This window comes from Nocardia sp. NPDC005746 (genome assembly GCF_040630785.1).
GTDB lineage: Bacteria > Actinomycetota > Actinomycetes > Mycobacteriales > Mycobacteriaceae > Nocardia.
Window position 1 is genome coordinate 23,705 of the sequence record NZ_JBEXYE010000010.1, and the last position, 26,990, is coordinate 50,694.

A 26,990-nucleotide genomic window follows, 5' to 3' on the forward strand; every position below is an offset into this window, starting at 1 on the left:
GAAAGGGAGTAGAAGGTGAGCTGGTGGTCACTTTAGAGTTCGAATCACCGTGACCTTGCGGTAGATCACCTCGGAAGGGAGTCGATGATGACAACCGACCCAGCGCTCCGCACCGGGCTGACCGTGTCCGGCCGTCCCATGTCCGGGCCGCTGCAGGACGTGCGCACGCTGTCCCGGCAATTGGTGGGGCATTTCGTCGACACCGTGATCCCGTGCGGCACCCTGCCCGGGGATGTGATCTCCGGGGACGTCACCCGGGTCACCCGGGTCTGCCTGGAGCTGGCCGTCAGCATGTTGGACGGCAAGGACATTCCCGCGAAGGTCGAGCGGCTGTCGGACGCGGCCGCGGGGTGGGCGCGGGAGGGGGTGCCGATCGACACCGTGCTGCATTCGGTCCACGAGGGATTCAAGGTCGGGATGGACCTGATCACCTCCGGGGCCACCGCACAGGATTACGCGCACCTGATGGACGCGGCGAGATTGGTGGTGGAGCTGCTGGACACCATCAGCGCGACGGTGGCGCGGGCGTACGTGAGTGAGCTCCGGGCAGTGGTCAGCGAACACCACAATGCCGTGCACACCCTCACCTCGGCGCTGCTGGGCGGCCACCCGACCTCCACCATGGCCCGCGAATGCGGCATCGATATCGCGGCCGAGTATTCGGTGGTGGCCCTGGACATTCCGCGGCATCCGGACGAACAGCACCCGATGCTGGACGGAAAGGTGGTGGCCCGCCGCAAATTACGCCGCGTGCAGGCCGAACTCGCCACACGCTGCGGCGAATCCGCGCTGGCCCTGTTGAGCGTGGACGGCGGCACCGTCCTCTTGCCCACCACGAGCCCGATCACCGAACAACTCGACGAACTGCTCACGCGATTGTCGGCGGCCGCGCGCGTTCCCATCACCGCGACGGTGGTCGTCGCCGCACCGTCCGATATCCCGTCGGCCGCCGACCGGGCCCACGAACTCCTGGACATCGTGCACCGCCTGGCCTGCGAACCGGGCCTCTACCGATTCACCGATATGGCGCTGGAATACCAGCTCACCCGGCCCGGTCTGGGGCGCGAAACCCTCGGGGCCCTACTGGATCCGCTCGACGCGCATCCCGAACTGCTGCAAACCCTGCGCTGCCACATCAGCACGAACCTCAACCGCCGCCGCACCGCGCGTTTGATGCACATCCATACCAACACCGTCGACTACCGGGTCAAACGCATCTGCCAGATCACCGGTTTCGACCCGACGGTGACCTCTGGTCTGTGGCAGCTGCGGGCGGCGCTGATCGCCCGCTCATTCACCGACCGCGAGTAGCCGCGAACGACACTTCCGCGGTGGCATAGCCGAACAGCTTGCGCCCCTGCGATCGGGCGTCGATCGCGATCGTCGCGGTCCGCCGCCGCCGGTCACAGGCGATGACGCGGCCGTTGAACTCGATATCCGCGCCCTCGAAACGCGGAACCGCGAGATAGTGCACGTGATTGGCGAATTCGGCCCAGAACTTGACGACCGCGGCCGGATCCCGGGTCCACGAGCTGACATACCCGGTGGCCAGCGCCAGCACCAGCTGCCCGGGCGCGACCTGCACGGGCCGCCCCGACGCTGTGAACCGACGGCGGTCGACCTCCGTATCCCCCACCGCGAGCGCGTAGTTCGCCAGATCGCGTGCGGTCACGGTGGCCCCCGCCGTGGGCAGGGCGGTATTGACGGCCAGACCATCGAAATCGATGTGCGAGCCGTCCGCTCGCGGCTTCCCGCTGCGCCGGACGGCCGCCCGGACCACCGGGTCGGCGTATTCGGTGAGACCCACCCTGGCGGCCGGCCGGGCGCGGGCCGGCGCGCCGCCGGTCTCGCGACCACCGACCAGGAGAGCCGTGGAGCAGGTCTGCACCGGCTTCCCGAGCTGATCGGTGAGCGCGCCGGTGACGGTCACGACATCGAAAGACCGGAAATGCCGGAATGATTCGATGGAGAAGTCGCAGTTCAGCACGTCCCCCGCGAGTAACGGACGACCGATCTCGAGGGTTTGGTCCACGTGGACGACCCGGTCCGCCCGGTATCCGGTGATCAACCGTTCGAGGACCTCGCGACGCGCCTGCTGCCACACCAGCGCCCCGAAGGTCGGCGGGGCGACGAGTGCGTCGAAACCCCAGCGCGCCGCCGCGGATTCCTGCCAATGCGCGGGATGGTAAGCCTGCACGGCTCGCGCGAACTCCCGAATCCTGCCGCGCTCCACCGGAAACGAACCCGCGCACCGATAGTGGTGCCCGACCAGCGCGCGCGCCTGCTCCGCGGCCGCGCTCCGAGCATCTGTGTTCACCCGATCGATGATTCGCCGTCCGCCTGGCTACTCGCGCGTTCGTTCGTCAGATTCAGAAGACTCACCGCCGCGCGAAACCGGGTTTGTGACGGAGAACCCCCGCATCAGCGCACCCTTTGTTGCACGCCATGGCTGCGCCACCGCCGATTCGGGCTGCTTTCCAAATTCCCGTTCAGCACCGGTCCGACCAGCGTTTCCGCTCCTAGGTTCGCCCTCATGAGACGAAGAACCCGCCCGCACGCGCTACGGGCACTGGTCATGGTGGGAGTGTCACTGCTGACGCTCGGATTCGCGGGGACGGCGGCGGCCGAACCCTCCGGCAGCGGCGGCACCGGATCGGCCTGCACCTCCGGGAGCGGCGCCGGCTCGGGCAATGGCTCCGGAAACTGTTTCGGCGGTTCGGGATCCAGCGCCGGACTGTCGGGCGGCTACGCCTCCGACACCGTCGGCTACGGTCCGCCCATGACGTCCTGGCTGGCCGCGTTCGGGTACGGCCTGGCCAATCCCGATATCGCGCCGCCCGGCACCAATGACTGGAACTGCAAGCCGACCGCCGCGCATCCGCGGCCGGTGGTGCTGGTGCACGGCACCTGGATGAACGCCTACAACGGTTTCGCGTACATGAGCAAGCCCATCACCGACGCCGGATTCTGCACCTTCACCTTCAATTACGGCCGTTCCGGCCTGGTGCAGGGCGGCGGGCTGGGTTCGGTGCTGCCGGGCGTGATGGGCACCGGCTACATCCAGGATTCGGCGAAGCAGCTGGCCGTGCTCGTGGATCGGGTGCTGGCGGCGACCGGCGCACCGCAGGTCGACATCGTCGCGCACTCGCAGGGCGGCCCGATGTCGGGCTGGTACACCAAGTTCGAGGGCGGCGGCGCGAAGGTGAAACACCTGATCACCTATGGTGCGACGCATCACGGCACCTCACTCGACGGGATCGGCGCGCTGGGCCGGGCGATCAACAACTTCGGTATCGACGTGCTCGGCTTCGTGGAGCTGTTCGTCGGGCACGCCGGTATCCAGCAGACCATCGGCTCGGATTTCATCAACAAGCTGAACGCGGGCGGCGACACCGTGCCGGGCATCGACTACACGGTGGTCGGCACCCGCTACGACGAGATCACCAACCCCTCGGAGCTGACCTATCTGAAGGCGGGTCCGGGTGCGCGCGTGGACAATATCGTGCTCCAGGACGGCTGTGAGCAGGATGTCTCCGACCATCTGACGCTCATGTACTCGCCGCGAGCGCTGTCGATCGCCTTGCGGGCACTGGATCCGGAGCGGTTCCCGACGCTGCAGTGCACCTTCAATCCGTGGGTGATCGGCGGCGGCGGAGGGTTGTAGACGCCTCGGTCGGGGGGCTCGGCGGGCATCGCCATCACCGTCATCGGGTGATGTCCGCCGGGCTGCCGTCCATTTCGGCGCTGATCCAGGCCGCGATCATGTACCCGGTCATGGCGACGACCTCCTGCCGTTCGTCACTGCCGACCTCGAGCGCGGACGCGCGCATCACCCCGGCGAATCCGGTATTGACCAGCACCGCGGCCATCACATCGTATTTGTGGTCGTTGCCCGGGCCGAGCAGCTGGATGAGCAGCACCTTGACCAGCAACCGCAGCCGTGGCTCGAACTCCGGCAGTCCACTGTTGTAGAACTGCACGCCGCCGACCAGGGCCCGCACCAGCTTCGCGTTCGCGACCGGTTCCTGGGTGAACATCTCCAGCAGTCCGGTCACCACGTCGGTGCGCGACTGAAGGGTCTGCGTCTCCGATTGCGGCGGCAGCCCGGAAAGCCATTGGGTGAAGCGGTTCTCGACCCGTTGCAGCAGCTGCTCGAGCAGTTCGTCGACCATGACGCCGCGATCGGCGAAGTACCGGTAGACGGTGCCGATACTGACCTCGGCCTCGGCCGCGATCCGATTGGTGGAGGTGTCGGCGATGCCCCGCTCGCCGAATAGCCGCGCGGCGGTGTCGAGGATGTGCGCGCGGGTGGCCTTCGACCGCTCCTGGGTGGGTCCGCGACGCTGTCGCGCTGCCTTCGGCGGCATCACAGCCTCCCTGCTGTGCGGCGAAAATGAGCTTTGCTCATCTTAGGGCGACGAGCTCGACCCGGCTGTATGTTGTTGCCACACAGGCTCGAAGGCCCACACGGAGGTGCCATCCATGACCGGTCGAGTACGCGGCGGCCGGGTGGCCCGGGGCCGCCGATTGGGCAAGCTGGCCGCCGGGCAAGCCTTGCGTGGAGCGGGAACCCGTGTGCAGATGATCGGCCGCACCGAGGAGGCCCGGCGCATCCTCGCCGAACGGTCCACGTTGCAGGCGGCGCAACAGCTGGTCACCGTCCTCGGCGGGATGAAGGGCGCGGCGATGAAGCTGGGACAGATGCTCTCGGTGCTCGAGGTCGACCTGATCCCGGAGGCGCATCAGGAGATGTTCCGCGCCAAGCTCGCCGAATTGCGCGACCGCGCCCCCGCCGTGGATTTCGCCGCCATGCGCAAGGTCATCGAGGACGATCTCGGTCCGTTGTCCCGTGTCTTCGCCGATTTCGACGAGACCCCGGTCGCCGCCGCCTCCATCGGGCAGGTCTACCGCGCCACCCTGCACGACGGCCGCACCGTGGCGGTGAAGGCCAAGTATCCGGGCGTCGACGACGCTGTCGCCGCGGACATGCGCAACCTCGAATTCTTCAGCAGGCTCTGGAAATCCGCGCTACCCAGCGCCGCCGACGGCGGTGTCCTCGATGAGATCGCCCGCAATATCGGCACCGAGCTCGACTACGTGCGCGAGGCCCGCACCCAGCACCGCGTCGCCGCCCGCTTCCGCGGCCACCCCTACATCGTGATCCCCGACAGCATCGAAGAATTCTGCGCGCCACACGTTCTCGTCACCGAATTCATCGACGGCTCCCCCTTCGAGCACATCCGCACCCTGCCGGCCGCCGACCGCGACCGCGTCGGCGAGCTCATCTACCGCTTCTACATCACCGGCCTGTTCACCGATGCCGAGTTCTGCGGCGACCCGCACCCCGGCAATATGCTGCTCGCCGCCGACGGCCGCATCGGCTTCGTGGATTTCGGCCTCTACCACCGGATGGATCCGCGGCACGTCGAATTCGAACGCACCGCCCTGCGCGCCGCCGCCGAGAACCGGCCCCGGGACCTGTACGACCTGTGGACCGACCGCGGCATCATCGACCCGGCCGCGGGCGTCACACCCCAGGAATGCTTCGAATACGTGTGGGCCGCGGCCGGATGGCATCTCCTCGACGAGGAGATCACCATCACCCCGGAACTCGCCACGGCCGCCGTCGTCCACGCCGTCGACCCGCGCTCGGCCGACTTCCGCGGCATGCGCCGCCAGCTCCTGCCGCCCGAGCACGTCTTCTCCCGCCGCGCCGACCTGCTCACCTTCGCGGCACTGGGCCAACTCGGAGCGACCGGCAACTGGCACCGGATCGCCCGGGAATGGCTCTACGACGAGCCGCCGGTCACCGAGATCGGCCGTCGTTCGCGCCTGCACGCATGACCGTCCGGAAGCCGAGGTGGCAGGTGGACGTGTCCTCGGTCTGGCCCTGCCGGGCCGCCGGTCGATACCGGAGGCAGTAGTTGGGTGCGCACAGGAACGAGCCCCCCTTGGTGACGCGACGCGGAAAGCGTTCCACCGTATCGGATTCCGTGACCGCCGGATTGGCGGGCGCGCAGCACGAGGCGGGCGCGAGACGCCGGTGGTCAGCGGTGAAGAGGTCGCTGGTCCATTCCCAGACATTGCCGGTCATGTCCGACAGGCCGTAACCGTTGGGCGCATAGGTGCCCACGGCGGTGGTGCCGGGCTGTTCGGATTGTCCACGGGCGGGGAGGAATTCCCACGGGAAGCGGCCCGTCCAGGTGTTGGCCATGCGGCGGCCGCGTGGTTCGAATTCGTCACCCCAGGCGTAGGTGGCGGCGCCGAGGCCGCCGCGCGCGGCGAATTCCCATTCGGCTTCCGTCGGGAGCGATCTGCCCGCCCAGGTGGCGTAGGCGGTGGCGTCCTCGTGGGCGACCTGGGTGACGGGATGACGGTCGAGGCCGTCGAGGGTGCCGGCCGGGCCGCGCGGATGCCGCCACGACGCGCCGGGCACATATGCCCACCACCGCCGGTAGTCGTCGAGGCGTACCGGTCCGGTGGTGCGCTGGAAGACCAGTCCGCCGGGTACCAGGTCGGCGGGATCCGCGCCTGGGAAATCGTCTGGGTCCAAGGGTCTTTCGGCAACCGTCACATACCCGGTCGCCTTCACGAAGCGGCGGAACTCGGCGTTGGTCACCGGGTGCTCGTCGATCCAGAACGGTTCGACGGTCACGGTGTGGACCGGTCGCTCCTCGGGGAAGAAGTCCTCCGACCCCATGGCGAAGCTGCCGCCCGGCACCCGCACCATGCCCTTCGGGGTTACGGGCAACCCGGTGGTCACCGCTCGTCGAAGCCCACCGCGGGGCCTCGGTAGCGGTCGGCGCGGTGGGATAGTCGCTCGGAGAAGGTCTCGGCCCAGGCCATCGACTCGGTCTCGTCGGTGTTCTTCGCACGACGCCGGGTCGCCGACGGCGAGGTCGACGGCCGACGCTTCGAGCCGCCCGGGCGGGCTTGGAACGCCAGCACCCGAACTCCCCAGGCCACGTATGCCGCCACGCTCATCCCCGCGCATTCGGCGGCATCGCTGAGGGTGAGCCAGTCGTCATCCCCGACGCTCACCACGATGTCCCTGCTTGCCATGACTGAACGGTAGTCCGATTGGGTCTCTGTCGTCGGTAAACCCAGGTCCAATGCCGTGTCAGGAGTGTCAGGAGCCGTATCAGGTCGGCATCAGGCCGATATCAGGCGCCGGGGCGACAGTTCTCTCCATGAACAGCACAGCAATCGCGGCCTCGGGGCTGCGGAAGGCATACGGGGACAAGACGATCCTCGACGGCATCGATCTGAACATCGCGACCGGGAGCATCTTCTCGCTGCTCGGGCCGAACGGGGCGGGCAAGACGACCACGGTCAACGTGTTGACCACCCTGCTGCGGGCCGACGGGGGGACGGCCCGCGTCGCCGGATACGACATCGCCACCGAGACCCGCGCGGTGCGGGCGGCGATCGGGGTCACCGGTCAGTTCGCGGCGGTCGACGACCTGCTCACCGGTGAGGAGAACCTGCGGCTCATGGCGGACCTGCACCGCCTGCGCGGCAGCGAGAGCAAGCGGGTGGTCGCCGGACTGCTCGAGCGGTTCGAGCTGACCGAGTCGGCACGCAAACCGGCCTCGACCTACTCCGGCGGCATGCGCCGCAAACTGGACCTGGCCATGACCCTGGTGACCAAGCCGGACATCGTCTTCCTCGACGAGCCGACCACCGGACTGGACCCGCGCAGCCGCCGCACCATGTGGGAGATCGTGCGCGAGTTGACCTCCGACGGCGTCACCATCTTCCTCACCACCCAGTACCTCGAGGAAGCCGACCAGCTGGCCGACCGGATCGCGGTGCTCGACGGCGGCCGCATCGTCGCCGAGGGCACGCCCGACGACCTCAAGCGCCGGGTGCCGGGCAGCTACCTGCAGCTCCGGTTCCGCGACAGCGCGCAGCTGGAAGCGGCCGCCCGGATCCTGCCCGACGGCACCGCCGACCACGAGGCCCTCACCCTCCAGGTGCCGGGCGACGGCGGGTCGAATGCCCTGCGCGCCTTGCTGAACCGGCTCGCCGACCACTCGGTCGAAGCCACCGACGTTTCCATCCACACCCCCGATCTCGACGACGTTTTCCTTGCCCTGACCGGGCACGCCACCACGGAGGCCGACGCAGCATGAGCACCATCGTTTCCACCGAATCCACCGCGACCGACCGCACCGGCGCCACCGGCGGCCTGACCGCCTCGCTCGGCGACTCCGCGATCATGTTGCGCCGCAACTTCAAACACATCGCCCGCAACCCCGTCGCCATCTTCAATGCCGCGCTGATGCCGGTGATGATGCTGCTGATCTTCGTCTACGTGTTCGGCAGCGCCTTCAATGTCGGCGAGGACTACATCAACTACGCGACGCCGGGCATGATCCTGCTGGCCATCAGCTACGGACTCTCCGGCACCGCGGTGTCGGTCAGCTCGGACATGGCCAAGGGCATCATCAACCGGTTCAAGGTCATGGACGTCTCCCGTGGCGCGGTGCTGACCGGGCACGTGGTGGCGACCATGCTGACCAACCTGATCGCCATCGCCGCCGTGCTCGGCGTGGCCTTCGCCCTGGGCTTCCGGTCCCCGGCCTCGGCCACCGAATGGCTGGGCGCGATCGGCGTCATGGTGGCGACCTCGTTCGCGGCCTCCTGGCTGACCGTCGCGCTGGGCATGGCGGCCAAGACCCCGGAGTCGGCGGGCATGTCGGTGGTGCCGCTGATCATGCTGCCCTTCGTCAGCAGCGCGATCGTCCCGGCCGACCAGATGGGCCAGGGTGTGCGGCAGTTCGCCCAGTACCAGCCCTTCACGCCGATCATCGAAGCCCTGCGTGGCTTCCTGACCGGTCACCCGTCGGGCGGCTACACCGCCGCCGCGCTGGCCTGGTGCGCCGGGTTCGCCATCGTCGGATACCTGTGGTCGCGAGCCACTTTCAGCAAGCGAGCGTGACCCGGGCCAGCTCGTGCCAGTCCGCCCGCGCCCCCTCCCCCGCCGCCTCGGTGAAGCCGTCTTCACCGAGGCGGCTTCGTGTCGTCTGCTCGATGCGGGCCACGTCCGGATGCGAGCGGTCGGCAAGGCCGCGCACCGCGTCACCGGCCGCCAGCAGCCGCACGGCCTGCTCGGCCTGGCCGTCGCGCAGGGCCAGATCGGCGATGCCGACCATGATCCGGGCCAGCAGGGGCGCGTGCCCGCCGGCGGTCGCCGCTTGAAAAGCCGCGGCGCGTTCGGTTCTGGCGGCGACGGTGTCCTCGGCCAGATAGCCGCGCAAATCGTGGATCAGGGCGCTCATGAAGGGCTGGCCCACATCCTCACCCAACATCGTGGTCGCGAACGCGATCTGACGTTCGGTCTCCGCGCCGTCACCGTTCCAGCGGGCCAATTCCGCTCGCGCCAAGGCCAGTTCGGCCAGGCCGCTCGGCCACGCCGCTTGATCCGCGTACCGCTGGGCCTCGGTCAGCGCGACCGCGCTCGCCTCGAAATCGCCGAGCAGCCAGTACAACTGGGCCTGGCGTGACCGCATCCGGACGGCGTCCTCGATCGCGCCGACCTCGGTGGCCGCGGCCACCGCCTGCTCGAAATACGCGCACGCGCGGCCGAATTCGCCGCGCATGGCGATCCGGTCGGCCAGCTCGGTCAGCGCGAACGACATCCCCCAGCGTTCACCGATGGCCCGGAACTCGGCCAGCGCCAACTCCAGCTGCTCGTCGGCGCGCTCCCCGTCCTGACCGAGCACGACCCGCAGCTTGCCGGTCTGCAACCGGGCCAGCGCCCGCACCCACGGGTCCGCGTCGTCGAGCAGCGCTTCGAAGGCGGGCAGGAACTCGTCGGGCCCCTGCAACATTCGTTCCAGGGCGGCGAGAAAGGCCAGAGCCGGATGACTGGCGTGGATACCCTGGCTGACCTCGCTCGCCTTGTGGATCCACTCCTCCACCTGATGCTGGTCGCCGGGGCCGGAGGTCACGAAGTGCACGACCAGCCCGTACACGGTGGCCCGGGTCTCGGCGTCGACCGTCTCGCCGGGCAGCGCCGCGGCGGCGCTCACCAGTTCCAGGCCCTCGGCCTTGTGGCCGCTGAGCCACCAGTACCAGCCCGCCGCCGCGGCCAGCCCCAGCGCGCCGGGCGCGTCCTCGGCGGCGAGGGCGCCGCGCATGGCGGCCGCGATGTTGTCGTACTCGGCGTCCAGAACCGCCAGCCATTGCACCTGTTCGGCGCGGCGCAGATGCGGTTCCGCGGTCGCGGCCAGTGCCGTGAAGCAGGCCAGATGCGCGCGGCGCGCGGCGTCGGACTCCCCCGCTTCGACGAGACGATCGCGGGCGTACTGCTTGATGGTGTCGAGCATGCGATAGCGCGGCTCGTCGTCACCGGCGGTGCGCAGCAAGGATTTCTCGGTCAGCGTGGTCAGCAGTTCGAGCACCTCCCACTGCTCGACCGCCGCGTCCGCGCCGAACTCGGCGGCCGCGCACACCTGTTCGGCCGCCTCCAGCGTCGCGCCGCCGGAGAATACGGCCAAGCGGCGCAAGACCTTTCGCTCGGCGTCGGTGAGCAGCTCCCAGCTCCAGTCGACCACCGCGCGCAGGGTGCGGTGCTGCGGGATCGCGGTGCGGCTGCCGCCGGTCAGCAACCGGAAGCGGTCGTCGAGACGGTCGGCCAGCTGCTCGAGGGACATGGTGCGCAGGCGCGCCGCGGCCAGTTCGATGGCCAGCGGGATCCCGTCCAGCGCCCGGCACACCCGGGCCATGGTCGCCAGGGTGCGGGCGTCGGTCGCGAGATCCTTGCGGACCGCGCTCGCCCGGTCGCGCAGCAACTGGACGGCCGGGGAGGATTCGATCTCGGCGGCGTCGGCGTTCCCGGCCGGCAGGGCCAGCGGCTCGACCTGCCAGAGCGCCTCACCCGTGATGCCCAGGGGCTCACGGCTGGTCGCGAGGATGCGCAACCGCCGGCACTCGCCGAGCATGCGATGCGCGAAGGCGGCCGCGGCCTCGATGAGATGTTCGCAGTTGTCGAGAATCAGCAGCATGTCTCGGTCGCGGACGGCCGCGATGAGCCGGTCGACAGGTTCCGCGTTGGGCGCGCCGCCGAGCAGCGCGTCGCGCAGGCCGAGCGCGGCCAGCGCTGATTGGGCGAGATCGCCACCCGCACCCGCCGACGCCAGCTCCACCAGCCACGCCCCGTCCGGCAGCTCGGCGAGCATGGCGCGCCCGGTCTCGGTGGCCAGCCGGGTCTTACCGGAGCCGCCGGGACCGGTCACCGTCGTGAGCCGGTGTGCCGCAACGAGTTCCCGCACGGCGTCGAGGTCCGCCCGCTTGCCGACGAAGCTGGTCAGCTCGGCGCGCAGATTGGTACGGCGGTCCGCCTCGTGCTGTGCGCCCACCTCGCCGCGCAGCAGCGCGACATGCAGCGCGGACAGTTCCGGCGAGGGGTCCACGCCCAGCTCGTCGGCGAGGGCCTCGCGAGTGCGCTGATAGACGGTCAGCGCCTCCGCGCCGCGGCCCGCGGCGGCGAGCGCGCGCATCAGGGAACCGGCGAGGCGTTCCCGCACCGGGTTTCGATCCACCAGCTCGGTCAGCTCGGCGACCTGGCCCGCGCCGCGGCCGAGCCGGACCTCCGTCTCGTAGAGATCCTCGGCGGCGGCCAGGCGCAGGCCGTCGAAGCGGGTGATCGCGGCGTCGACAGCCGCGTTCTCCTGCGCGCCGAGGTCCTGCAGGGGCGCGCCGCGCCACAGTTCCAGGGCCTCGCGCAGGGCCTGCGCCTGCTGGGCTTCCGCGCCGCCGCGGGCCGCGTCCAGCAGCTGTTCGAAGCGGACCGCGTCCACCGCGCGGGGCGCGACGGCCAGCCGGTAGCCGCCCGGCTGCACGTCGATCACGCCGTCCGGCAGCACCTTTCGCAGCCGGGACACCAGCGCCTGCAAGGCGTTCGCCGCGTCGGCGGGCGGCTGTTCACCCCAGATCCAGTCGACCAGCGTGGTTTTCGCGACCGCGCGGCCGGGTTCGAGGGCCAGCGCGATCAACAAGGCCCGCAACCGGACACCCGGCACGTCCAGGGATCCACCGTCCTCGGTTCGGATCTCGAGCGGTCCAAGCATCCTGATCTGCACCGGACCATTGTGCCGTCAACCCGTGACCGGGGCAGAACCTGTGTCAGCGGCCGTGTCAGGGCAGCGTCAGCCCGCTGTCAGCGCGGGCCGTCAGAGTTGCTCCCATCAGCCCGGTACCAGCCGGAATCGCACCCAGAGGAGCAAGTCATGACCGCCTTCGAGACCCCCGCCCCGATCACCGTCGACGTCGCCGTGGCCGCCGGGAACGTCACCGTCACCGCCGCCGGCCGCACCGAATCCGTCGTCGACATCCGGCCCGCGAACCCCGGCAAGAAGGAGGACGTGCGCGCCGCCGAACAGGTCCGGATCGACTTCACCGACGGCGTCCTCACCGTGAAGACCCCCACCGGCTGGCGCGCCCACAACCCCTTCGCCGCCGTCGGGACCATCGCGGTCACCATCGCCGTCCCCACCGGCTCCCGCCTCACCGGCACGGTCGGCCTGGGCAACCTGTTCGGCGCCGGCGGCCTCGGCGACTGCGAACTCGAGGTGTCCGCCGGCGACATCACCGTCGAGCGCCCCCAGGGCTCGGTGACCGCGAAAGTCGCCAAGGGCGACATCCACGTCACCGAAGCCGCCCGCGGCGTCCTGCGCCTGGAAACCTCCATGGGCGACCTCACCGTCGGCATCAAGCCCGGCAGCGCCGCCCAACTGGAGTCCAACACCAAGTCCGGTTCGGTCCAGAACCGCCTGGCCGCCGTCGACCAGCCCCGGGACCTCGTCCAGGTCTACGCCCACACCTCCTTCGGCAATGTCAGCATCGGCCAGGGCACCGCCGCCTGACCATTCCGACCACGTTGACCGGCCCGGTCGCCGCCCCGCGGCGCCGGGCCGAACGCGTGTCCGCACCGAAGTCCCGGCCACCAGCGGGCGCGGTAGCGGTCCGGAGGGGCGGCGGTATCGTGGCGATCGTGGATGGTGGTATCGCCGAGGTCGGGTCGCCCGACGTGGGTCAGGTGCGGGAATGGCTGGCCGAGGCGGAGCGGAATCCCGCGGGCCTGCCGGACGCGGGGTACCTCGCGCTGCTGGAGACCGATGGGCCCGAACTGGACCGGCTGGGGGAACTCGCGGACGCCGTGCGGAAGCAGAGTGTCGGCGATGCCGTTACCTATGTCGTGAATCGGAACCTGGACACGGCCGCGGTGTCGGGCTCGGCCGCGCGGGATCGGCTGGCCGCCCTCGTCGCCGAAGCGTATGAACTCGGCGCCACCGAGATCTGCATGCAGGGCCCGCTGCCCGCCGACAGCGATGACGACTACCTGTCGCTGGTCTCGGCCATCACCGTCAGCGCACCCCTGCATCTGCACGCCTTCCGGCCCGAGGAGCTGCTCGACGGTGCGACTCGGCTCGGGGTGCCGTTGGACGAATACCTGGTGCGGGCCAAGGCTTCCGGGCTGGGGTCGGTACCCGGCACCGGAGCGCGGATTCTCGACGACGACGTCCGTGCCCGGCTCAAGGGCGGGCCGGACCTCCCGGTGAGCGAATGGGTTCGGGTGATCGAGGCCGCGCATCGCGCGGGGCTGACCTCCACCGCGACCATGGTGTACGGGCATATCGAGACTCCCGCGCAGCAGCTCGCGCATCTGCGCCTGCTCGCGGAGATTCAGGACCGCACCGGCGGCTTCACCGAATTCATCGCCATGCCCATGGATCCCGTCACCGCGGCGGCCGGATTCCGCACGCCTGAGGTCCCGGAACGCCTGCGGCGGCAGTCCCGGGCCGTTCACGCCGTCGCGCGGCTGCTGTTGCACGGGCTGATCGACAATATTCAGGCCGCCTGGCCGCGGCTGGGTGTCACCGCGGCGGTCGAGCTGTTGAGCTGCGGCGCCAACGATTTCGGCGGACTGCTGCTCGACGGGCGGCTCGCACCGGAATCGGGTCCCGAGGCCGGACTGACCCTCACCGTCGAGGATGTCGAGCGGATCGCGGGCGAGCTGGGCCGCACCCTGCGGCAGCGCACCACCCAGTACGGCTGGATCTGACGCCATGGCTTCGAATTTCACCGCGGCACCTGCCCCGGAAGAGGTCGACGTCCTGATCGTCGGCGCGGGGTTCGCCGGTATCGGCATGGGCATCCAGCTGGCCCGCCGCGGCCGGGAATCGTTCGTGATCATCGAACAGGCCGAGGATGTGGGCGGCACCTGGCGCGACAACCGCTATCCCGGTGTGGCCTGCGATATTCCGGCGCACCTGTACTCGTTCTCGTTCCTGCCGAACCCGCGCTGGTCGCGGGTGTTCGCCGAGGGCGCGGAGATTCACGACTACCTGCGCTCCTGCGTGAAGCAGGAAGCGCTCGAACCGTATCTGCGGCTGAATTGCGCACTGGAACAGGCGGAATGGCTCGAAGCCGAGGAGCGCTGGCGGATCCGCACCTCGCAGGGCGAGTTCTCGGCCGCGAACCTGGTCATCGCCACCGGGCGGCTGACCGAACCCAAGATCCCGCCGATCGCGAACCTCACCGAATTCCGTGGTCGCCGTTGGCATTCGGCGCGCTGGAATCCGAAGGTCTCCCTGGTCGGCAAGCGAGTCGGACTGGTGGGCACGGGCGCGTCGGCGGTGCAGATCCTGCCGCGGCTGGCGGGCGAGGCCAGTGAAGTCGTGGTCTTCCAGCGTTCGGCCCCGTACGTGCTGCCGCGCGGGGACCGCTTCTACACCCCCGACGAGCTGGCCGGATTCGCCGCCGACCCGCAGTCGATCACCGCGCTGCGGGACGAGCTGTTCGCCGAGGCGGAGCTCAGCATCGCCGCGCGCCGCCGCCGGCACCCGGAGATCGATCTGCTCAGCCGCCGCGCGCTCGACCACCTGGCCGCGCAGGTCCGCGATTCGGAACTGCGGCGGCGGCTCACCCCGGATTACGAGATCGGCTGCAAGCGAATCCTGTTCTCCGACGAGTACTACGCGGCCCTGCAACAGGACAATGTGCGGCTGGAGTCGACCGAGCTGACCCGGATCAGCGACGGCCTCGCCATCGCCGCGAGCGGACAGGCCCACGACCTCGAGGTGCTGGTCTTCGCGACCGGCTTCAACGCCACCCGCCCGTCCATCGCCAAGCGCATCCACGGCCGCACCTCCCTGCTGTCCGAACGCTGGAGCAACGGCATGGCGGCCCACGCCTCCACCACCGTGGACGGCTTCCCGAACATGTACGTCCTGGACGGTCCGAACGCGGCGCTCGGCCACAACTCGGCCATCTACGTGATCGAGACCCAGATCGACTACGTGCTCAGCGCTTTCGACCACCTGGCGGCGGTACCGGACACCGTCCTGGAGGTCACACCCGAGGCGGTCGAATCCTCCATGGCCGATATCGAGAACCGCGCCCGCGACACCGTCTGGACCCAGGGCCGCTGCACCAGCTGGTACCGCGACGAGCAGACCGGCCGCGTCACCCTGCTGTGGCCGGACTCGGCGGAATCGTTCCGGCAGTCCAACGGGGCGTTCGACATCAACGCCTACCGGTAGCCCGTCCGGGCCGGTCCTGGAATGAACACTGGGCGCCCCGAGCGTTTCCACAGCGTTGTCTCCGGGACCGCGGCGGTGCAGCGGCCTAGGCTGAGGGCATGACGCCGCTGCAGCGCTATATCGCAGAGGAAATCGCCACCGACCACGTCGAGGGCCTGCTCAGCCGCCGCGAGGCGCTACGCCGGTTGAGTCTGCTCGGCATGGGAGCGCCGGCCGCGGTAGCGCTGCTGGCTTCCTGCGCCGAATCGGCCCGGCAGTCGACTCCCGCCACGACCGCCGCCGGACCTTCCGCGAGCCCGTCGTCCCCGCCGCCGGGCGCCGCGAACGCGGTACCGGCCGCTCCCATCACCTTCGCCGGACCCGAGGGCCGCACCCTGCAGGCCGCCTGGGCCGAGGCGGCGCAGCCGCGCGGCGGCGTGCTGGTCATCCATGAGAACCGCGGCCTGACCGACCACATCCGTTCGGTGACCGGCCGTTTCGCGGGCGCGGGCTATTCGGCGCTGGCGGTGGATCTGCTCTCCGAGGAGGGCGGCACCGCCACCTTCACCGATCAGGCCGCCGCCACCGCCGCCTTGAGCAAGATCCCTCAGGATCGCTTCATCGCCGACCTGCGCGCGGGCCTGACCGAGCTGGGGCGGCGGGCGCCCGGAAAGCGGCTGGGCGCCACCGGTTTCTGCTTCGGCGGCGGCCTGACCTGGCTGCTGCTCACCTCCGGCACTCCCGAGCTGGCCGCCGCCACCCCCTTCTACGGCCCCTTCCCCGACGGCGGCCAGGTCACCGGCTCCCGGGCCGCCGTCCTGGCGGTCTACGGCGCGCTCGATGCCCGCGTGGACGCATCCCGGCCCGCCGCCGAGGCCGCCCTGGACCAGGCCGGCCTGCCGCACGACAGCTATGTCGCCGAGAACGCCGACCACGCCTTCTTCAACGACACCGGCCCGCGCTACCAGCCCACCGCCGCCGCTGAAGCCTGGCGGCGCGTGATCGATTGGTACGGCCGCTATCTGGCCTGAGCGTCGTGGAGTTGTGGTGCGCCGCATCACCGGCGCGTGTCGGATTCCGGACGAGGCCGGGCAGGTCTGGATCCACGAGACGCCCGCGGACAGCTGGGGTACCGCCGGTCGCCTGACCGCGGACGGCAGGTAGCGGTGAACCGGCGGGTCGCTGAAACCGGACCCCACGGTCCTAATCGACTGCGGCACACCCGAACCGACCCGCCGGTACCGAGAGATGTCGGAGCCGTGACAACCTGGCATCGACTGCACATACTCGCAGGTAGACCCCGGTTCTAGTGATACAACGGCAGCATGACGGAGGGTGTCGGCCCCAAACTCGTACCCACACCCGCGGGCCACTCGGTGGAATTCTGGGGCTATTGCATGTGGGGCCTGGCCGCGCTGGCCATCGCCGTATCGGAACTGGCATCGGTGTTCGGGCTGGCGAGCTGGCCCACCATCTCCAATACGATCGGCCATCTCGAGACCCAGCATTCGATCGTGCGGGTGGTCGTGGTGACGGTGATCGTGCTGCTCGCCTATTACGCGGTCCCGCAACTGACCACCCCGCCCGATCCCGTCGTGCAGCAGGTGGCGGGACGCACCATCACCGTGAACGGCCGTGTCACCAAGACGGATTCGGTGATCACGCTGCTGGGCGCGGGCTATCTCACGGCAGCCTTCGCCACCTACGCCTTCGGCGTCCTGTTCGCCATCGCCGACCGCGGCATGAACCCGCACTCCTACCTGGGCGCGTACGTGCTCTACGGACTGATCGCCCTGATGTGGGTCATCCTGCCCAGCGTGCTGGCCATGGTCTTCACCCGAGATGTCCCGTTCCCCACGCTGTTTCGCACCATCGGCTACCTGGAGCGACGCGCGCACCCGGTCGCCGCGATCCTGCTCGCCGGACTCGTGGTGCTGCTGATCCACCTGGCCTTCTACCCCTGGCCGCGTGTGGACAACTGATCGGTGGACGACGCGAAAACCGTTGTCAGCGAATTATTTACGCCCCCGTAGCAGTAGGAAGGCCGCGTAGGCCGCGCCCGAGAGACCGATCACCGCGACGACACCGATGGTTGTCAGGATTGCGTCCACCCTTGCGATTTTATGGACCCGGCGGGTCACGCATGCCCGATCGCGGGAAAAGGCGTATGCAGGAGATATGGGTCGCCATCCGCAGCGGACCCCCCTCTACGGGGCGTTGATGCTGGTCGGGGTCATGCTCACCGGACTCTGGGTCCGGGACTGGCCCTGGCTGTGGCTGCGGGCGCTGGGTTTCATCGCGTTGTTCGTGATCGCCTTCGCCGGGTTCCTCATGACCTTCCGCGATCTCTCGTGACCAGGTCGAAGCACATTTCGGGCAATCCGGTCGAATCGAACGTGTCACAAATATTGCACACATAGCGATTTATGCATATGGTCTTGTTCGAGCGACAACGGAGGAGGGTTATGAGCGACCACGGGCATTCACACGGACACGATCACGCCGGGCATTCGCACGGCGCGACCGCCGACAGCGACAAGCGCTGGCTGGCCGGCGCGCTCGCCGTCATCGTCGTGTTCCTGCTCGGCGAAGTCGTCGTCGGCCTGATCGCCCAATCGCTGGCCCTGCTCTCCGACGCCGCGCACATGCTCACCGACGCCGCCTCGATCGTGCTGGCGCTGTGGGCCATCCGCCTGGCCGCCCGGCCCGCCGAGGGCCGCATGACCTACGGCTGGAAACGCGCCGAGATCCTCTCCGCCCAGGCCAACGGCCTCACCCTGCTGGGGCTCGCGGGCTGGCTCACCTACGAAGCCATCCGCCGCCTCATCGACCCGCCCGACGTCACCGGCGGCCTGGTGCTGGTCACCGCGCTCGCGGGCATCGTGGTGAACGTGCTGGCCAGCTGGATGATCAGTAAGGCCAACCGCACCAGCCTCAATGTCGAGGGCGCGTACCAGCACATCCTCAACGACCTGTTCGCCTTCATCGCCACCGCGGTCGCCGGTCTGATCATCATGCTCACCGGCTTCGCCCGCGCGGACGGCATCGCCACCCTGATCGTGGTGGTGCTCATGGTGAAGGCCGGCGTGGGCCTGGTCCGCGCCTCCGGCCGCATCTTCCTCGAGGCCGCGCCCGCCTACCTCGACCCGGTCGAGATCGGCGCCGAGATGGCCGCGGTCGACTCCGTGATCGAGGTGCACGACCTGCACATCTGGGAGATCACCTCGGGCACCCCGTCACTGTCGGCGCACATCCTGGTCGACGAGGACGCGGACAGTCAGGCGGTGCGGGCCGCGGTCGCCCACATGCTGGCCGAGAAGCATCACATCGACCACAGCGTGCTGCAGGTCGACTACACCGACCACGCGGAATGCCCCGACCACGACCACGACCACGTCCCGCACTGCCAGGACGCGCACGGTCCGGTGCACCGCAAAACCATTGCGACGAACTGAGATCCGGCCCGCGGATCAGACGCCGACCGAGCGCAGGCCCGCCAGCCGGGCCAGCGCCGCGGCGGTCGGCGAACCCGGCTCAGCGGTGTAGACCACCAGCAGCTGGTCCGGATCGGCGGGCAGCGCCAAGGTCTCGTAGCCGAGTTCGAGGCGGCCCACCTCGGGATGCTGGATCAGCTTGGCGCCGCGCGTCTTCTCCTTGACCGGATGCGACGCCCACAGCCGCCGGAAATCCGGGCTGCGCTCGGACAGCTCCGCGACCAGGGCGGTGAGGCGCGGATCGTCGGGGTGCAGACCCGCGTCACGGCGCAGGAACGCGACCGTCTCACCGGCCACCGTCTCCCACTCCGGGTAATAGGCCGGCGCGGCGGGCTCGAGGAACAGGTAGCGGGCCTGATTCCGCTCCCCCGCCGGAACCCTGCTGAAACCGGACACCGAGTCGCCCAGGGCATTCCAGGCCAGCACATCCATCCGCCTGCCCAGCACGAAAGCGGGTGCGGTGAGAGCGTCGAGCACCAGGCGGACACCCGGATGGATGGCGGCGCTGTACACGCCCGACGCCGTGGTGGGATGCGCGTCGACGGTGCCGCCGGGCCGGGCCAGCGCGTACAGGTGCAGCCGCTCCGGATCGGTGAGCCGCAGCGCCCGGGCCACCGCGTCGAGCACGGCATCCGAAACATGTTTGCCGCGGCCCTGTTCCAGGCGGATGTAGTAGTCGACGCTCACCCCGGCCAGCTGCGCGACCTCCTCGCGGCGCAGGCCCGGGACCCGGCGGCGGCCGTATTCCCGCAGTCCGGCGTCCCCCGGCCGGATACGGGAGCGGCGGGAGCGCAGGAAGTCACCGAGGTCGTTCTGCATGGGATCCAGCCTACGAACCCATCCTGGTACCGGCAGACCCAGGAAAAGCGCAACCCTCGTCGGCCGCTGGAAACGCTCGCAGGATGAGGACATGACTTACGAGAACCTGTCCGGCCGTATCGCCGTCATCGTCGGAGCCGCCAGCGGCATGGGCGAGGCCACCGCCCTCCTGCTGGCCCGCAACGGGGCCCGCGTCGCCCTGCTGGCCCGCCGCGCCGACCGCCTGGAAACCCTGGCCGCCAAGATCGAGGCCGACGGCGGGACCGCGCTGGCCGTCACCGTCGACGTCACCGACTCGGCGAGCGTCACCGCCGCGGCCGCCGCCGTGCACGCCGCCTTCGGCCCCGCCGACCTGGTCGTGAACTCGGCGGGCGTGATGCTGCCCAACCCGATCACCGAGGGTCGCGAGGACGAGTGGACCCGCATGCTCGACACCAATGTCGCGGGCCGGCTGCGCATCATCCGCGCCTTCCTGCCCGACCTGCTCGCCGCCGCGGACGCGGGCCGCCCCGCCGACCTGGTGAACATCTCCTCCATCGGCGCGCACGTCACCTTCCCCGCCTACTCGGTGTACGGGGCCACCCAGGCCGCCATCACCCAGCTCTCCGCCACCCTGCGCACCGAACTCGGCACCCGCAAGGTCCGCGTCACCAATATCGAGCCCGGCCTCACCGACACCGAACTCGGCACCCACATCGACAATCCGGAGATCAGCGGCCAGCTCGACGGCATGTTCGGTCTCATCGACGCGCTGAGCGCCGCCGACATCGCCGACCTGATCGCCTACACCACCAGCCGCCCGGCCCACGTGAACCTGCGCCAGGTCATCGTCCTTCCCACCCAGCAGGCGTAACCCGGCAACAACCACCGCGCGGCGAAAGCCACTGCGCGGCCGACATTTCCGACCGTCGACCCGAGATTCGCCCAAGCAACGCGGCGACCTTTCCGGATCGGGCGCGCCACAGACCGGCTGCGCCCGCAGCAGGGCACAGCCGCCGGTCACAGGAGCGGCCGGTCCGCGCCGCCGCCGTCAGCGCCAGACGGCCGCCGTGTTGTTGAGGACGGTGGCGTCGCCGTAGCCGACCAGTTGGCCGATGGGGAGCATGCCGAGGCGGCCGTGGTGGTCGAGTTCGCCGTCACCGCGCCAGCAGCCGATCTCACCGGTGCGGAACATGCGGTCGCCCGGATCGCCGAAGGGGTCGGCGACCAGGCGCTCGCCGGTGGGGGCGGGGCGGCGGTGGTAGCCGCGGGCCAATCCCGCACCGGCGACATAGATTTCGCCGATCACACCGGGTGGTAGCGGGTTCAGCTTCTGGTCCAGGATGTAGCAGCGGGTCCCGACCACCGGGCCCCCGATGGAGACCGCCACATGCGGGGCGACCGGGGTCAGGGCGCGGCTCACGGTGGCGTGCAGGCCGGTCTCGGCCCAGCCGTAGCCGCTCACGAACGACCTTCCGGCCGACCAGATTCCGGTCAGCTTGGCGGGGCAGGCCGCACCCGTGGTGGCCAGCAGCCGCAGGTCCGGGAGCGGTTCCGCGCCGGGCAGGGTGGCGAGGATGTACGGGGTCAGCACGGCGTGGGTGACCCGGGCGTCCAGCATGAGTTCATACAGGTCCGCACCCGCGTACGGCCCCGCGGGGGCGAGCACCAGGGTGGCCCCGGAGGCCAAGGCCAGCAACAGTTCCCAGATCGCCGTGTCACGACCCGGAGTGGCGGCGGCCAGCACCCGGGCGTCGGGATCGGTGTCGCAGCGCTGCGCCTGGGTCACCACGAGATGGGCGAGCGCGGCGTGGGTCATGGTCGCGCCCCGCACCACACCGCTCGATTCGAGCGGGTAGACGACGTAGGCGGGATTCCGCAGGTGCAGCGGGCGCACCCGATCGGCATCGGTGATCGGGGCCGCGAGCGGAGCCGCCCACACCCCGGCCGGGCCGGGCGCGCTCTCGCCACTGGTCCGGCGCAAGGGCGCGTCGGCGCCCTCGGCCACCAGTTCCCGGGCTCGCGCGTCGAGTACCTCCAGCGGGGCATCACCGTCCCCGTCCCAGGACGTGATCGGACCGATGCTCAGCCACGGACCGGTGCCCGGCGCCGGCAGTGAGTCCCGCCGGTAATCGGCCGTAATCCCCGCGACCGCACCGGAATCCGCGAGGATCGGGGCGATCCTGGTGATCGGCGCGTCCGGGTCGACCGCGAGGAAGGCGGCCCCGGCATGGGCCACCGCGCACACCGCCACCACCCATTCCGGCGACCGCGGCAGCGCCACCGCCACCACGTCCTCGGGGCCGATGCCCGCACCGATCAGCTTGCGCGCCAGTCTGTTCGCGTGCCCGTCCAGTTCGCGATAGCTGAGGGTCAGGCCCCCGCACACCACCGCCGGGGCCTCCGGGTCGTAGGAGGCGGCCCGGGTCAACAGCCGCGGCAGGGTCAGCGCGACGGCCGTACTGGTGTCGTTCCAACGCTGTAGTTGCCGTTGCCAGTCGTAGGGCGATTCGATGGACTCGGTGGCGCGGCGGACGAAAGCCGGTGCGGCATCGCAAACATCCGGAGAATCGGTGAGCATTGTCCCTCCCGAAGTCGAGACCTGCGGATAGCGCCGGAGCGCGGCGGTTTCACGCTCCGAATGCGGACAGTACAGCACCGAGGCAGCAAGTCCGCTGCTATTCCTTTCGTGCCGCGAATGGACGCATGATCAGGCGTTATATGGACGTCCGATCAGGCCGCACCCGCGGCCGGGAGATCACGCCGCGACGGTGTCCGAGCGCTCCGCCCTCGCGAACTTCCTCGAACGCTTCGACACCGATATCGAACGCCTCGACGGGCGGCCCCGGCCCTGACCCGCGAGCGCGGCGGCCGTCCGGAGACGACCGCCGCGCTCGATGTCGAGGAGAACCTGGTGGACGTGCGGGAGAACTAGGTGGTGGAGGCCTTCTCGGTCTCGTGCACCGTGTGCTGGCCCGAACCCCAGCCCACATGGGCCTCCGCGCGCATCCGCTCGACCATGTGCGGGTAGTGCAGCTCGAAAGCCGGTCGCTCCGAACGGATTCGGGGCAGCTCGTAGAAGTTGTGCCGTGGCGGCGGGCAGGAGGTCGCCCATTCGAGAGAGTTGCCGTAGCCCCACGGGTCGTCCACGGTCACGACCTCGCCGTAGCGGTAGGACTTGAAGACGTTCCACACGAACGGCAGCATCGACGCGCCGAGAACGAACGAGCCGATGGTGGAAATGGTGTTCAGCGTGGTGAATCCGTCGCTCGGCAGGTAGTCGGCATACCGGCGCGGCATACCCATGTTGCCCAGCCAGTGCTGCACCAGGAACGTGGTATGGAAGCCGATGAACGTGGTCCAGAAGTGCCACTTGCCCAGACGCTCGTCGAGCATGCGGCCGGACATCTTCGGGAACCAGAAGTAGATGCCCGCGAAGGTGGCGAAGGCGATGGTCCCGAAGAGCACGTAGTGGAAGTGCGCGACCACGAAATAGGTGTCGGACACATGGAAGTCCAGCGGCGGGCTCGCGAGGATGACGCCCGACAGACCGCCGAAGAGGAACGTCACGATGAAGCCGAGCGACCACAGCATCGGTGTCTCGAAGGTGAGCTGACCTCGCCACATGGTGCCGATCCAGTTGAAGAACTTCACACCGGTCGGGACCGCGATGAGGAAGGTCATGAACGAGAAGTACGGCAGCAGCACCGCGCCCGTGGCGTACATGTGGTGCGCCCACACCGCGATCGAGAGCGCCGCGATGGCGATCGTCGCGTACACCAGCGTGGTGTAACCGAAGATCGGCTTGCGGGAGAAGACCGGGTAGATCTCCGAGACGATGCCGAAGAACGGCAGCGCGATGATGTACACCTCGGGGTGGCCGAAGTACCAGAACAGGTGCTGCCACAGCAGATTGCCGCCATTGGCCGGGTCGTAGATGTGCCCGTGCAGGTGCCGGTCGTAGAACAGGGCCAGCGCGGCCGAGGTCAGGATCGGGAAGGCCAGCAGGATCAGCAGACTGGTGATCAGGATGTTCCAGGTGAAGATCGGCATCCGGAACATGGTCATGCCGGGGCAGCGCAGGACCACGATGGTGGTGATGAAGTTGACGCCGCCGAGGATGGTGCCCAGACCGGAGACGGCGACCCCCAGGATCCACAGGTCACCGCCCACACCCGGGGTGTGCACGATGTCCGACAGCGGGGTGTAGGCCGTCCAGCCGAAATCCGCCGCGCCGCCCGGGGTGATGAAGCCCGCGGTCGCCATGCTCGCGCCGAACAGGTACAGCCAATAGCTCAGCGCGTTCAGCCGCGGGAAAGCGACGTCGGGCGCGCCGATCTGAAGCGGCACAATGATATTGGCGAAGGCGAACACCACCGCGGTCGCGTAGAACAGCAGCATGATGGTGCCGTGCATGGTGAACAGCTGGTTGAACTGTTCAGTGGACAGGAACTGCATGCCCGGCCGCGCTAGCTCGCCGCGCATGAGCACCGCCATCAGACCGCCGATCAGGAAGAACGAGATCGACGTGAACAAGTACATCTGACCGAGCATCTTGGGGTCGGTCGTGGTGACCAATTGATAGATGAACGATCCTTTGGAGCGTTTCCGGGGCGGGTAGGGCCGGACCGCCTCGAGGTCCTGTTCGGGCTTTGGAGATACCGCAGTCACCACATCCTCCTTCGGGAGGGTTCCGTCCAGCTCTACCAATCGGGGCACATAGAACGGCGCACAGCGTACCGACAGCTACTCAATCTTGACCGAAAACACTCCGATCGGTGCGGAGTGGGATCGAAATGCAAGATACCGCAGGGCAACCGTGACGTACATGGCGGCCACCACCCAGGTTTGGCATGCTGTTCACCCGCGATTCACGCCTCGACATCATCAAAAGCTCATATGACGCGGTCCAATATCAGTGTTATGTCTCGATCGCTGCGCAACCGCGTACTCACCGTCACCGTGGTCGGCAGCCTCGGCCTCCTGCTCGCCGTGGGATCGGCCACCACCGCCCATGGCGAACCCCGGGCAGTCATCCAGGGGCGCGGCGAGGTGACCGCGCACGTCACCGGCGAGAAGCCGAACAACAAGTGCCAGATCGCGGGCCACGACGTGAGCGGGCCATGGGGGGTCGTCGGGGCCGACGGGACCGTGAACCTCACCCTCGGCGCGGCGTATCACGGCGGCAAACGACTACGGGTGATCTGCGAGGACCCCAAGCGCGGTGACGCCAGCCTGCACACGGTGAAGTCGGACCGCGTCGCCTTCGACGGGCTGCTCTCCCCGATCCGCCAGATCATGCACAACCGCTTCTTCGGGGCCTGATCAACTCTCGTGACCCTCGAAGGCTTCGCCGCGAACCCCTAGAGGGGTACGTGCCCGGCGCGGGCGGCGGCGACCGCCGCACGGACCGCGGGGGCGGTCTCGGCCGCGAAATGTCGGGTGGGGCGCTCGCCTTCGGGGTCGACGGGGAGCAGGAATTGGCTGATGCCCTGAGTCAGGGCGAGGTCGGTGAGCTGGGGCGGGCCCATGGTGGGGTCGATGACGTAGGCGCGGCGGATCAGGGCGGGGATGCGGCCGGATGATCGGGCGGCGTCGTCGATGGCGGCCATGCGGGCCGGGAGAGTGGCGGGCGGGGCATAAGCGGCGCTGCCGAGCCAGCCGTCGGCGAGTTCACCGGTCAGGCGGAGCGCGCGGGGGCCGTAGACGCCGAGCCAGATGCCGATCGGATGTGCCGGGCGCGGGCCGGGTTTCGCGCCGCGCAGCGGGTAGAAGTCGCCGGGGAGACGGGAGCGGTCGGCCTCGCCCCAGAGCGCGCGCAGCACGCCGATGGCCTCGCGCAGCGCGCTCAGGGCTTGGCCGGGGGTGCGTCGCGCGCCGCCCATGACCTCGATGGCATCCCAGAACGCGCCCGCGCCCAGACCCAGTTCGACACGACCCGCGCTGAGCAGGTCCAGGCTGGCGGCGCTGCGGGCCAGCACCGCGGGCGGACGCAGCGGCAGGTTGGCGACCGCGGGCATCAGGGTCAGGGTGCGGGTGACTCCGGCCAGATAGGACAGCAGGGTCCAGGTGTCGAGGAACGCGGGCTGATACGGATGATCCTGGACGGCCAGCACTTCCAGCCCGGAGTCGTCGGCCTGCCGGACCAGGCGCAGCAGGGCACGCCCGCGCGCCGCATCGGGCGGGACGAAGATGCCGAACCTGAGCTCATGCCCGTAATCCGCCATAGCAATTATCAAGCTACCGCGCGGGCCGGGGACGCGGGCGATAACGGGCCGATTCGGCGCGTCCAGCGAAGGTATTCGTTTCAGATCGTGATCGAGCGGAAACCCAACTCCATAGTCGTTGCCGGACAACGCAATACAATCGATCCGAAAGGGCGTGCGCGATGCGGGTTCACAACACGGTCGATACGGCTCGGCGGCACCTGAGGGAGGTCGATCCCTCGGCTCTGGCCCACGCGCGAAAACGGTTCGCCGAGACCGGAATCGCCAGACTCGGTTTCCTGCTCCCACACCGGGTCAAACGCGTGCTCGCGGCCGAGACCCTCGCACTGCTCGACCACCACCGGCAGTGAGGCGACCTGCTCCCCGAGGGTGACAGCCTGACCCGCCAGCACGTGGAATCGACCGGCTCCGACGTCGTGGCCCACACCGCCTGCATCCCCCAGCTCTACGACTGTGAACCCTTGCGGCACAGCCTGTCCGTGATCGCGGCCGAACCCGTCCTGCCCTGCCCCGAACCCGAACGCTTCCACGTCAGCCGCCGGCGGCACGACGACGTGCTCGGGCGATGGCATTGGGACGCTTACGCTTTCACACTGGTCCTGGTGGTGGAGTGCCCGCCGCCGGCCGAGGGCGGTTTCGTGCAGACGGTGGCGCACACCTGCCTCGATCCCTACGACACCGATGTGCACCGGATCCTGACGCGCAATCGGATCCACTCCTGGGAGCTCGGCCCCGGCGATCTCTACCTGCTGCGCACCGACACCACCCTGCATCGCGTGCACCCGTTCACGCACGGCCGCCGAACCGCCGTCGCCATGGCCTTCGCGGCCCGAACGGAACGTGATGCCGTAGATTTGCTCAAAGGCTCAACGAGAGCCGAGTCACAGACAGTGATAGCCTGATTTTCTGTTAACGCAGCGGGGGGCAGCGTCGCCGCACCG

General features: G+C 69.3%; 25 protein-coding genes. 15 read left to right on the forward strand and 10 right to left on the reverse strand.

Translation table 11 applies throughout. The features are described 5' to 3' along the window. The first annotated feature begins 87 nt into the window (after nucleotides 1–87). Nucleotides 88–1,311: a helix-turn-helix domain-containing protein gene (locus tag ABZ412_RS19870; protein WP_357282436.1), complete on the forward strand. Its 1,224-nt coding sequence runs from the start codon at nucleotides 88–90 to the stop codon at nucleotides 1,309–1,311. Here the strand turns inward: ABZ412_RS19870 and ABZ412_RS19875 are convergent. Then, the gene (locus ABZ412_RS19875; RefSeq protein WP_357282438.1) at nucleotides 1,295–2,317 is read right to left on the reverse strand and encodes a MaoC family dehydratase N-terminal domain-containing protein; all 1,023 of its coding nucleotides are present in this window, start codon (nucleotides 2,315–2,317) and stop codon (nucleotides 1,295–1,297) included. The genes ABZ412_RS19870 and ABZ412_RS19875 overlap by 17 nt on opposite strands. Nucleotides 2,318–2,533: 216 nt before the next feature. Between ABZ412_RS19875 and ABZ412_RS19880 the strand changes: the two genes are divergently transcribed. Continuing rightward, the gene (locus ABZ412_RS19880; RefSeq protein WP_357282440.1) at nucleotides 2,534–3,664 is read left to right on the forward strand and encodes an alpha/beta fold hydrolase; all 1,131 of its coding nucleotides are present in this window, start codon (nucleotides 2,534–2,536) and stop codon (nucleotides 3,662–3,664) included. Nucleotides 3,665–3,704: 40 nt separating this feature from the next. On the opposite strand, the gene ABZ412_RS19885 is transcribed toward ABZ412_RS19880, so the two are convergent. Continuing rightward, nucleotides 3,705–4,367, reverse strand: coding sequence for a TetR/AcrR family transcriptional regulator (locus ABZ412_RS19885; protein ID WP_357282441.1), 663 nt, complete (start codon nucleotides 4,365–4,367; stop codon nucleotides 3,705–3,707). Nucleotides 4,368–4,482: 115 nt separating this feature from the next. Between ABZ412_RS19885 and ABZ412_RS19890 the strand changes: the two genes are divergently transcribed. Beyond that, nucleotides 4,483–5,844, forward strand: a complete 1,362-nt coding sequence (locus tag ABZ412_RS19890) for an AarF/ABC1/UbiB kinase family protein (protein ID WP_357282443.1) — start codon at nucleotides 4,483–4,485, stop codon at nucleotides 5,842–5,844. On the opposite strand, the gene ABZ412_RS19895 is transcribed toward ABZ412_RS19890, so the two are convergent. Next, a complete protein-coding gene (locus ABZ412_RS19895) occupies nucleotides 5,807–6,730 on the reverse strand; it encodes a formylglycine-generating enzyme family protein (protein WP_357282813.1) in 924 nt (307 codons plus the stop codon). The two genes, ABZ412_RS19890 and ABZ412_RS19895, sit on opposite strands and share 38 nt — an antisense overlap. A 29-nt stretch (nucleotides 6,731–6,759) precedes the next feature. After that, nucleotides 6,760–7,062 carry a hypothetical protein gene (locus ABZ412_RS19900; protein WP_357282445.1) on the reverse strand — a complete coding sequence of 101 codons (303 nt, stop codon included), beginning with the start codon at nucleotides 7,060–7,062 and terminating at the stop codon, nucleotides 6,760–6,762. Nucleotides 7,063–7,190: 128 nt separating this feature from the next. Here ABZ412_RS19900 and ABZ412_RS19905 point away from each other — a divergent pair, with 128 nt between their 5' ends. Next, nucleotides 7,191–8,135 carry an ATP-binding cassette domain-containing protein gene (locus tag ABZ412_RS19905; protein WP_357282446.1) on the forward strand — a complete coding sequence of 315 codons (945 nt, stop codon included), beginning with the start codon at nucleotides 7,191–7,193 and terminating at the stop codon, nucleotides 8,133–8,135. Continuing rightward, nucleotides 8,132–8,944: an ABC transporter permease gene (locus ABZ412_RS19910; protein WP_357089323.1), complete on the forward strand. Its 813-nt coding sequence runs from the start codon at nucleotides 8,132–8,134 to the stop codon at nucleotides 8,942–8,944. The genes ABZ412_RS19905 and ABZ412_RS19910 overlap by 4 nt, the downstream gene beginning before the upstream one ends. Here the strand turns inward: ABZ412_RS19910 and ABZ412_RS19915 are convergent. Next, nucleotides 8,928–12,077, reverse strand: a complete 3,150-nt coding sequence (locus ABZ412_RS19915; RefSeq protein ID WP_357282448.1) for a BTAD domain-containing putative transcriptional regulator — start codon at nucleotides 12,075–12,077, stop codon at nucleotides 8,928–8,930. The genes ABZ412_RS19910 and ABZ412_RS19915 overlap by 17 nt on opposite strands. 159 nt (nucleotides 12,078–12,236) lie before the next feature. Between ABZ412_RS19915 and ABZ412_RS19920 the strand changes: the two genes are divergently transcribed. The 7 genes from ABZ412_RS19920 (at nucleotide 12,237) to ABZ412_RS19950 (ending at nucleotide 18,985) form a co-directional block, all read left to right on the forward strand. Next, nucleotides 12,237–12,872, forward strand: a complete 636-nt coding sequence (locus ABZ412_RS19920; RefSeq protein WP_357282449.1) for a DUF4097 family beta strand repeat-containing protein — start codon at nucleotides 12,237–12,239, stop codon at nucleotides 12,870–12,872. Between the two features lie 128 nt (nucleotides 12,873–13,000). After that, a complete protein-coding gene (locus tag ABZ412_RS19925; RefSeq protein ID WP_357282451.1) occupies nucleotides 13,001–14,071 on the forward strand; it encodes an FO synthase in 1,071 nt (356 codons plus the stop codon). 4 nt (nucleotides 14,072–14,075) lie between these two features. Further along, on the forward strand, nucleotides 14,076–15,551 hold the full coding sequence (locus ABZ412_RS19930) for an NAD(P)/FAD-dependent oxidoreductase (protein ID WP_357282452.1): 1,476 nt from the start codon (nucleotides 14,076–14,078) through the stop codon (nucleotides 15,549–15,551). 98 nt (nucleotides 15,552–15,649) lie between these two features. Further along, a complete protein-coding gene (locus ABZ412_RS19935) occupies nucleotides 15,650–16,561 on the forward strand; it encodes a dienelactone hydrolase family protein (protein WP_357282454.1) in 912 nt (303 codons plus the stop codon). Nucleotides 16,562–16,855: 294 nt separating this feature from the next. Beyond that, complete coding sequence (locus ABZ412_RS19940; protein ID WP_357282455.1) at nucleotides 16,856–17,512, forward strand: hypothetical protein; 657 nt, start codon at nucleotides 16,856–16,858, stop codon at nucleotides 17,510–17,512. 196 nt (nucleotides 17,513–17,708) lie between these two features. Then, nucleotides 17,709–17,885, forward strand: a complete 177-nt coding sequence (locus ABZ412_RS19945) for a hypothetical protein (RefSeq protein ID WP_357089339.1) — start codon at nucleotides 17,709–17,711, stop codon at nucleotides 17,883–17,885. A gap of 110 nt (nucleotides 17,886–17,995) precedes the next feature. After that, the gene (locus tag ABZ412_RS19950; protein ID WP_357282457.1) at nucleotides 17,996–18,985 is read left to right on the forward strand and encodes a cation diffusion facilitator family transporter; all 990 of its coding nucleotides are present in this window, start codon (nucleotides 17,996–17,998) and stop codon (nucleotides 18,983–18,985) included. Between the two features lie 15 nt (nucleotides 18,986–19,000). Here the strand turns inward: ABZ412_RS19950 and ABZ412_RS19955 are convergent, their stop codons facing one another. Further along, a complete protein-coding gene (locus tag ABZ412_RS19955; RefSeq protein ID WP_357282459.1) occupies nucleotides 19,001–19,843 on the reverse strand; it encodes a helix-turn-helix transcriptional regulator in 843 nt (280 codons plus the stop codon). Nucleotides 19,844–19,934: 91 nt separating this feature from the next. On the opposite strand from ABZ412_RS19955, the gene ABZ412_RS19960 reads away from it, so the two are divergent. Further along, on the forward strand, nucleotides 19,935–20,696 hold the full coding sequence (locus ABZ412_RS19960; RefSeq protein WP_357282461.1) for an SDR family oxidoreductase: 762 nt from the start codon (nucleotides 19,935–19,937) through the stop codon (nucleotides 20,694–20,696). A gap of 177 nt (nucleotides 20,697–20,873) precedes the next feature. On the opposite strand, the gene ABZ412_RS19965 is transcribed toward ABZ412_RS19960, so the two are convergent. Further along, nucleotides 20,874–22,403 (reverse strand): AMP-binding protein, encoded by a 1,530-nt coding sequence (locus tag ABZ412_RS19965; protein ID WP_357282463.1) that lies wholly within the window; start codon nucleotides 22,401–22,403, stop codon nucleotides 20,874–20,876. A 350-nt stretch (nucleotides 22,404–22,753) separates the two neighbouring features. After that, a complete protein-coding gene (ctaD, locus tag ABZ412_RS19970; RefSeq protein ID WP_357282465.1) occupies nucleotides 22,754–24,493 on the reverse strand; it encodes a cytochrome c oxidase subunit I in 1,740 nt (579 codons plus the stop codon). Nucleotides 24,494–24,745: 252 nt separating this feature from the next. Here ctaD and ABZ412_RS19975 point away from each other — a divergent pair, with 252 nt between their 5' ends. Then, nucleotides 24,746–25,147 (forward strand): hypothetical protein, encoded by a 402-nt coding sequence (locus tag ABZ412_RS19975; RefSeq protein ID WP_357282466.1) that lies wholly within the window; start codon nucleotides 24,746–24,748, stop codon nucleotides 25,145–25,147. A 38-nt stretch (nucleotides 25,148–25,185) separates the two neighbouring features. On the opposite strand, the gene ABZ412_RS19980 is transcribed toward ABZ412_RS19975, so the two are convergent. Continuing rightward, nucleotides 25,186–26,049, reverse strand: a complete 864-nt coding sequence (locus tag ABZ412_RS19980; protein ID WP_357282468.1) for an LLM class flavin-dependent oxidoreductase — start codon at nucleotides 26,047–26,049, stop codon at nucleotides 25,186–25,188. 80 nt (nucleotides 26,050–26,129) lie between these two features. Further along, a complete protein-coding gene (locus tag ABZ412_RS19985) occupies nucleotides 26,130–26,441 on the reverse strand; it encodes a hypothetical protein (protein ID WP_357282470.1) in 312 nt (103 codons plus the stop codon). Here ABZ412_RS19985 and ABZ412_RS19990 point away from each other — a divergent pair, their 5' ends adjacent. After that, a complete protein-coding gene (locus ABZ412_RS19990; RefSeq protein ID WP_357282471.1) occupies nucleotides 26,442–26,951 on the forward strand; it encodes a hypothetical protein in 510 nt (169 codons plus the stop codon). It abuts the gene before it with no gap. Nucleotides 26,952–26,990 lie beyond the last annotated feature (39 nt).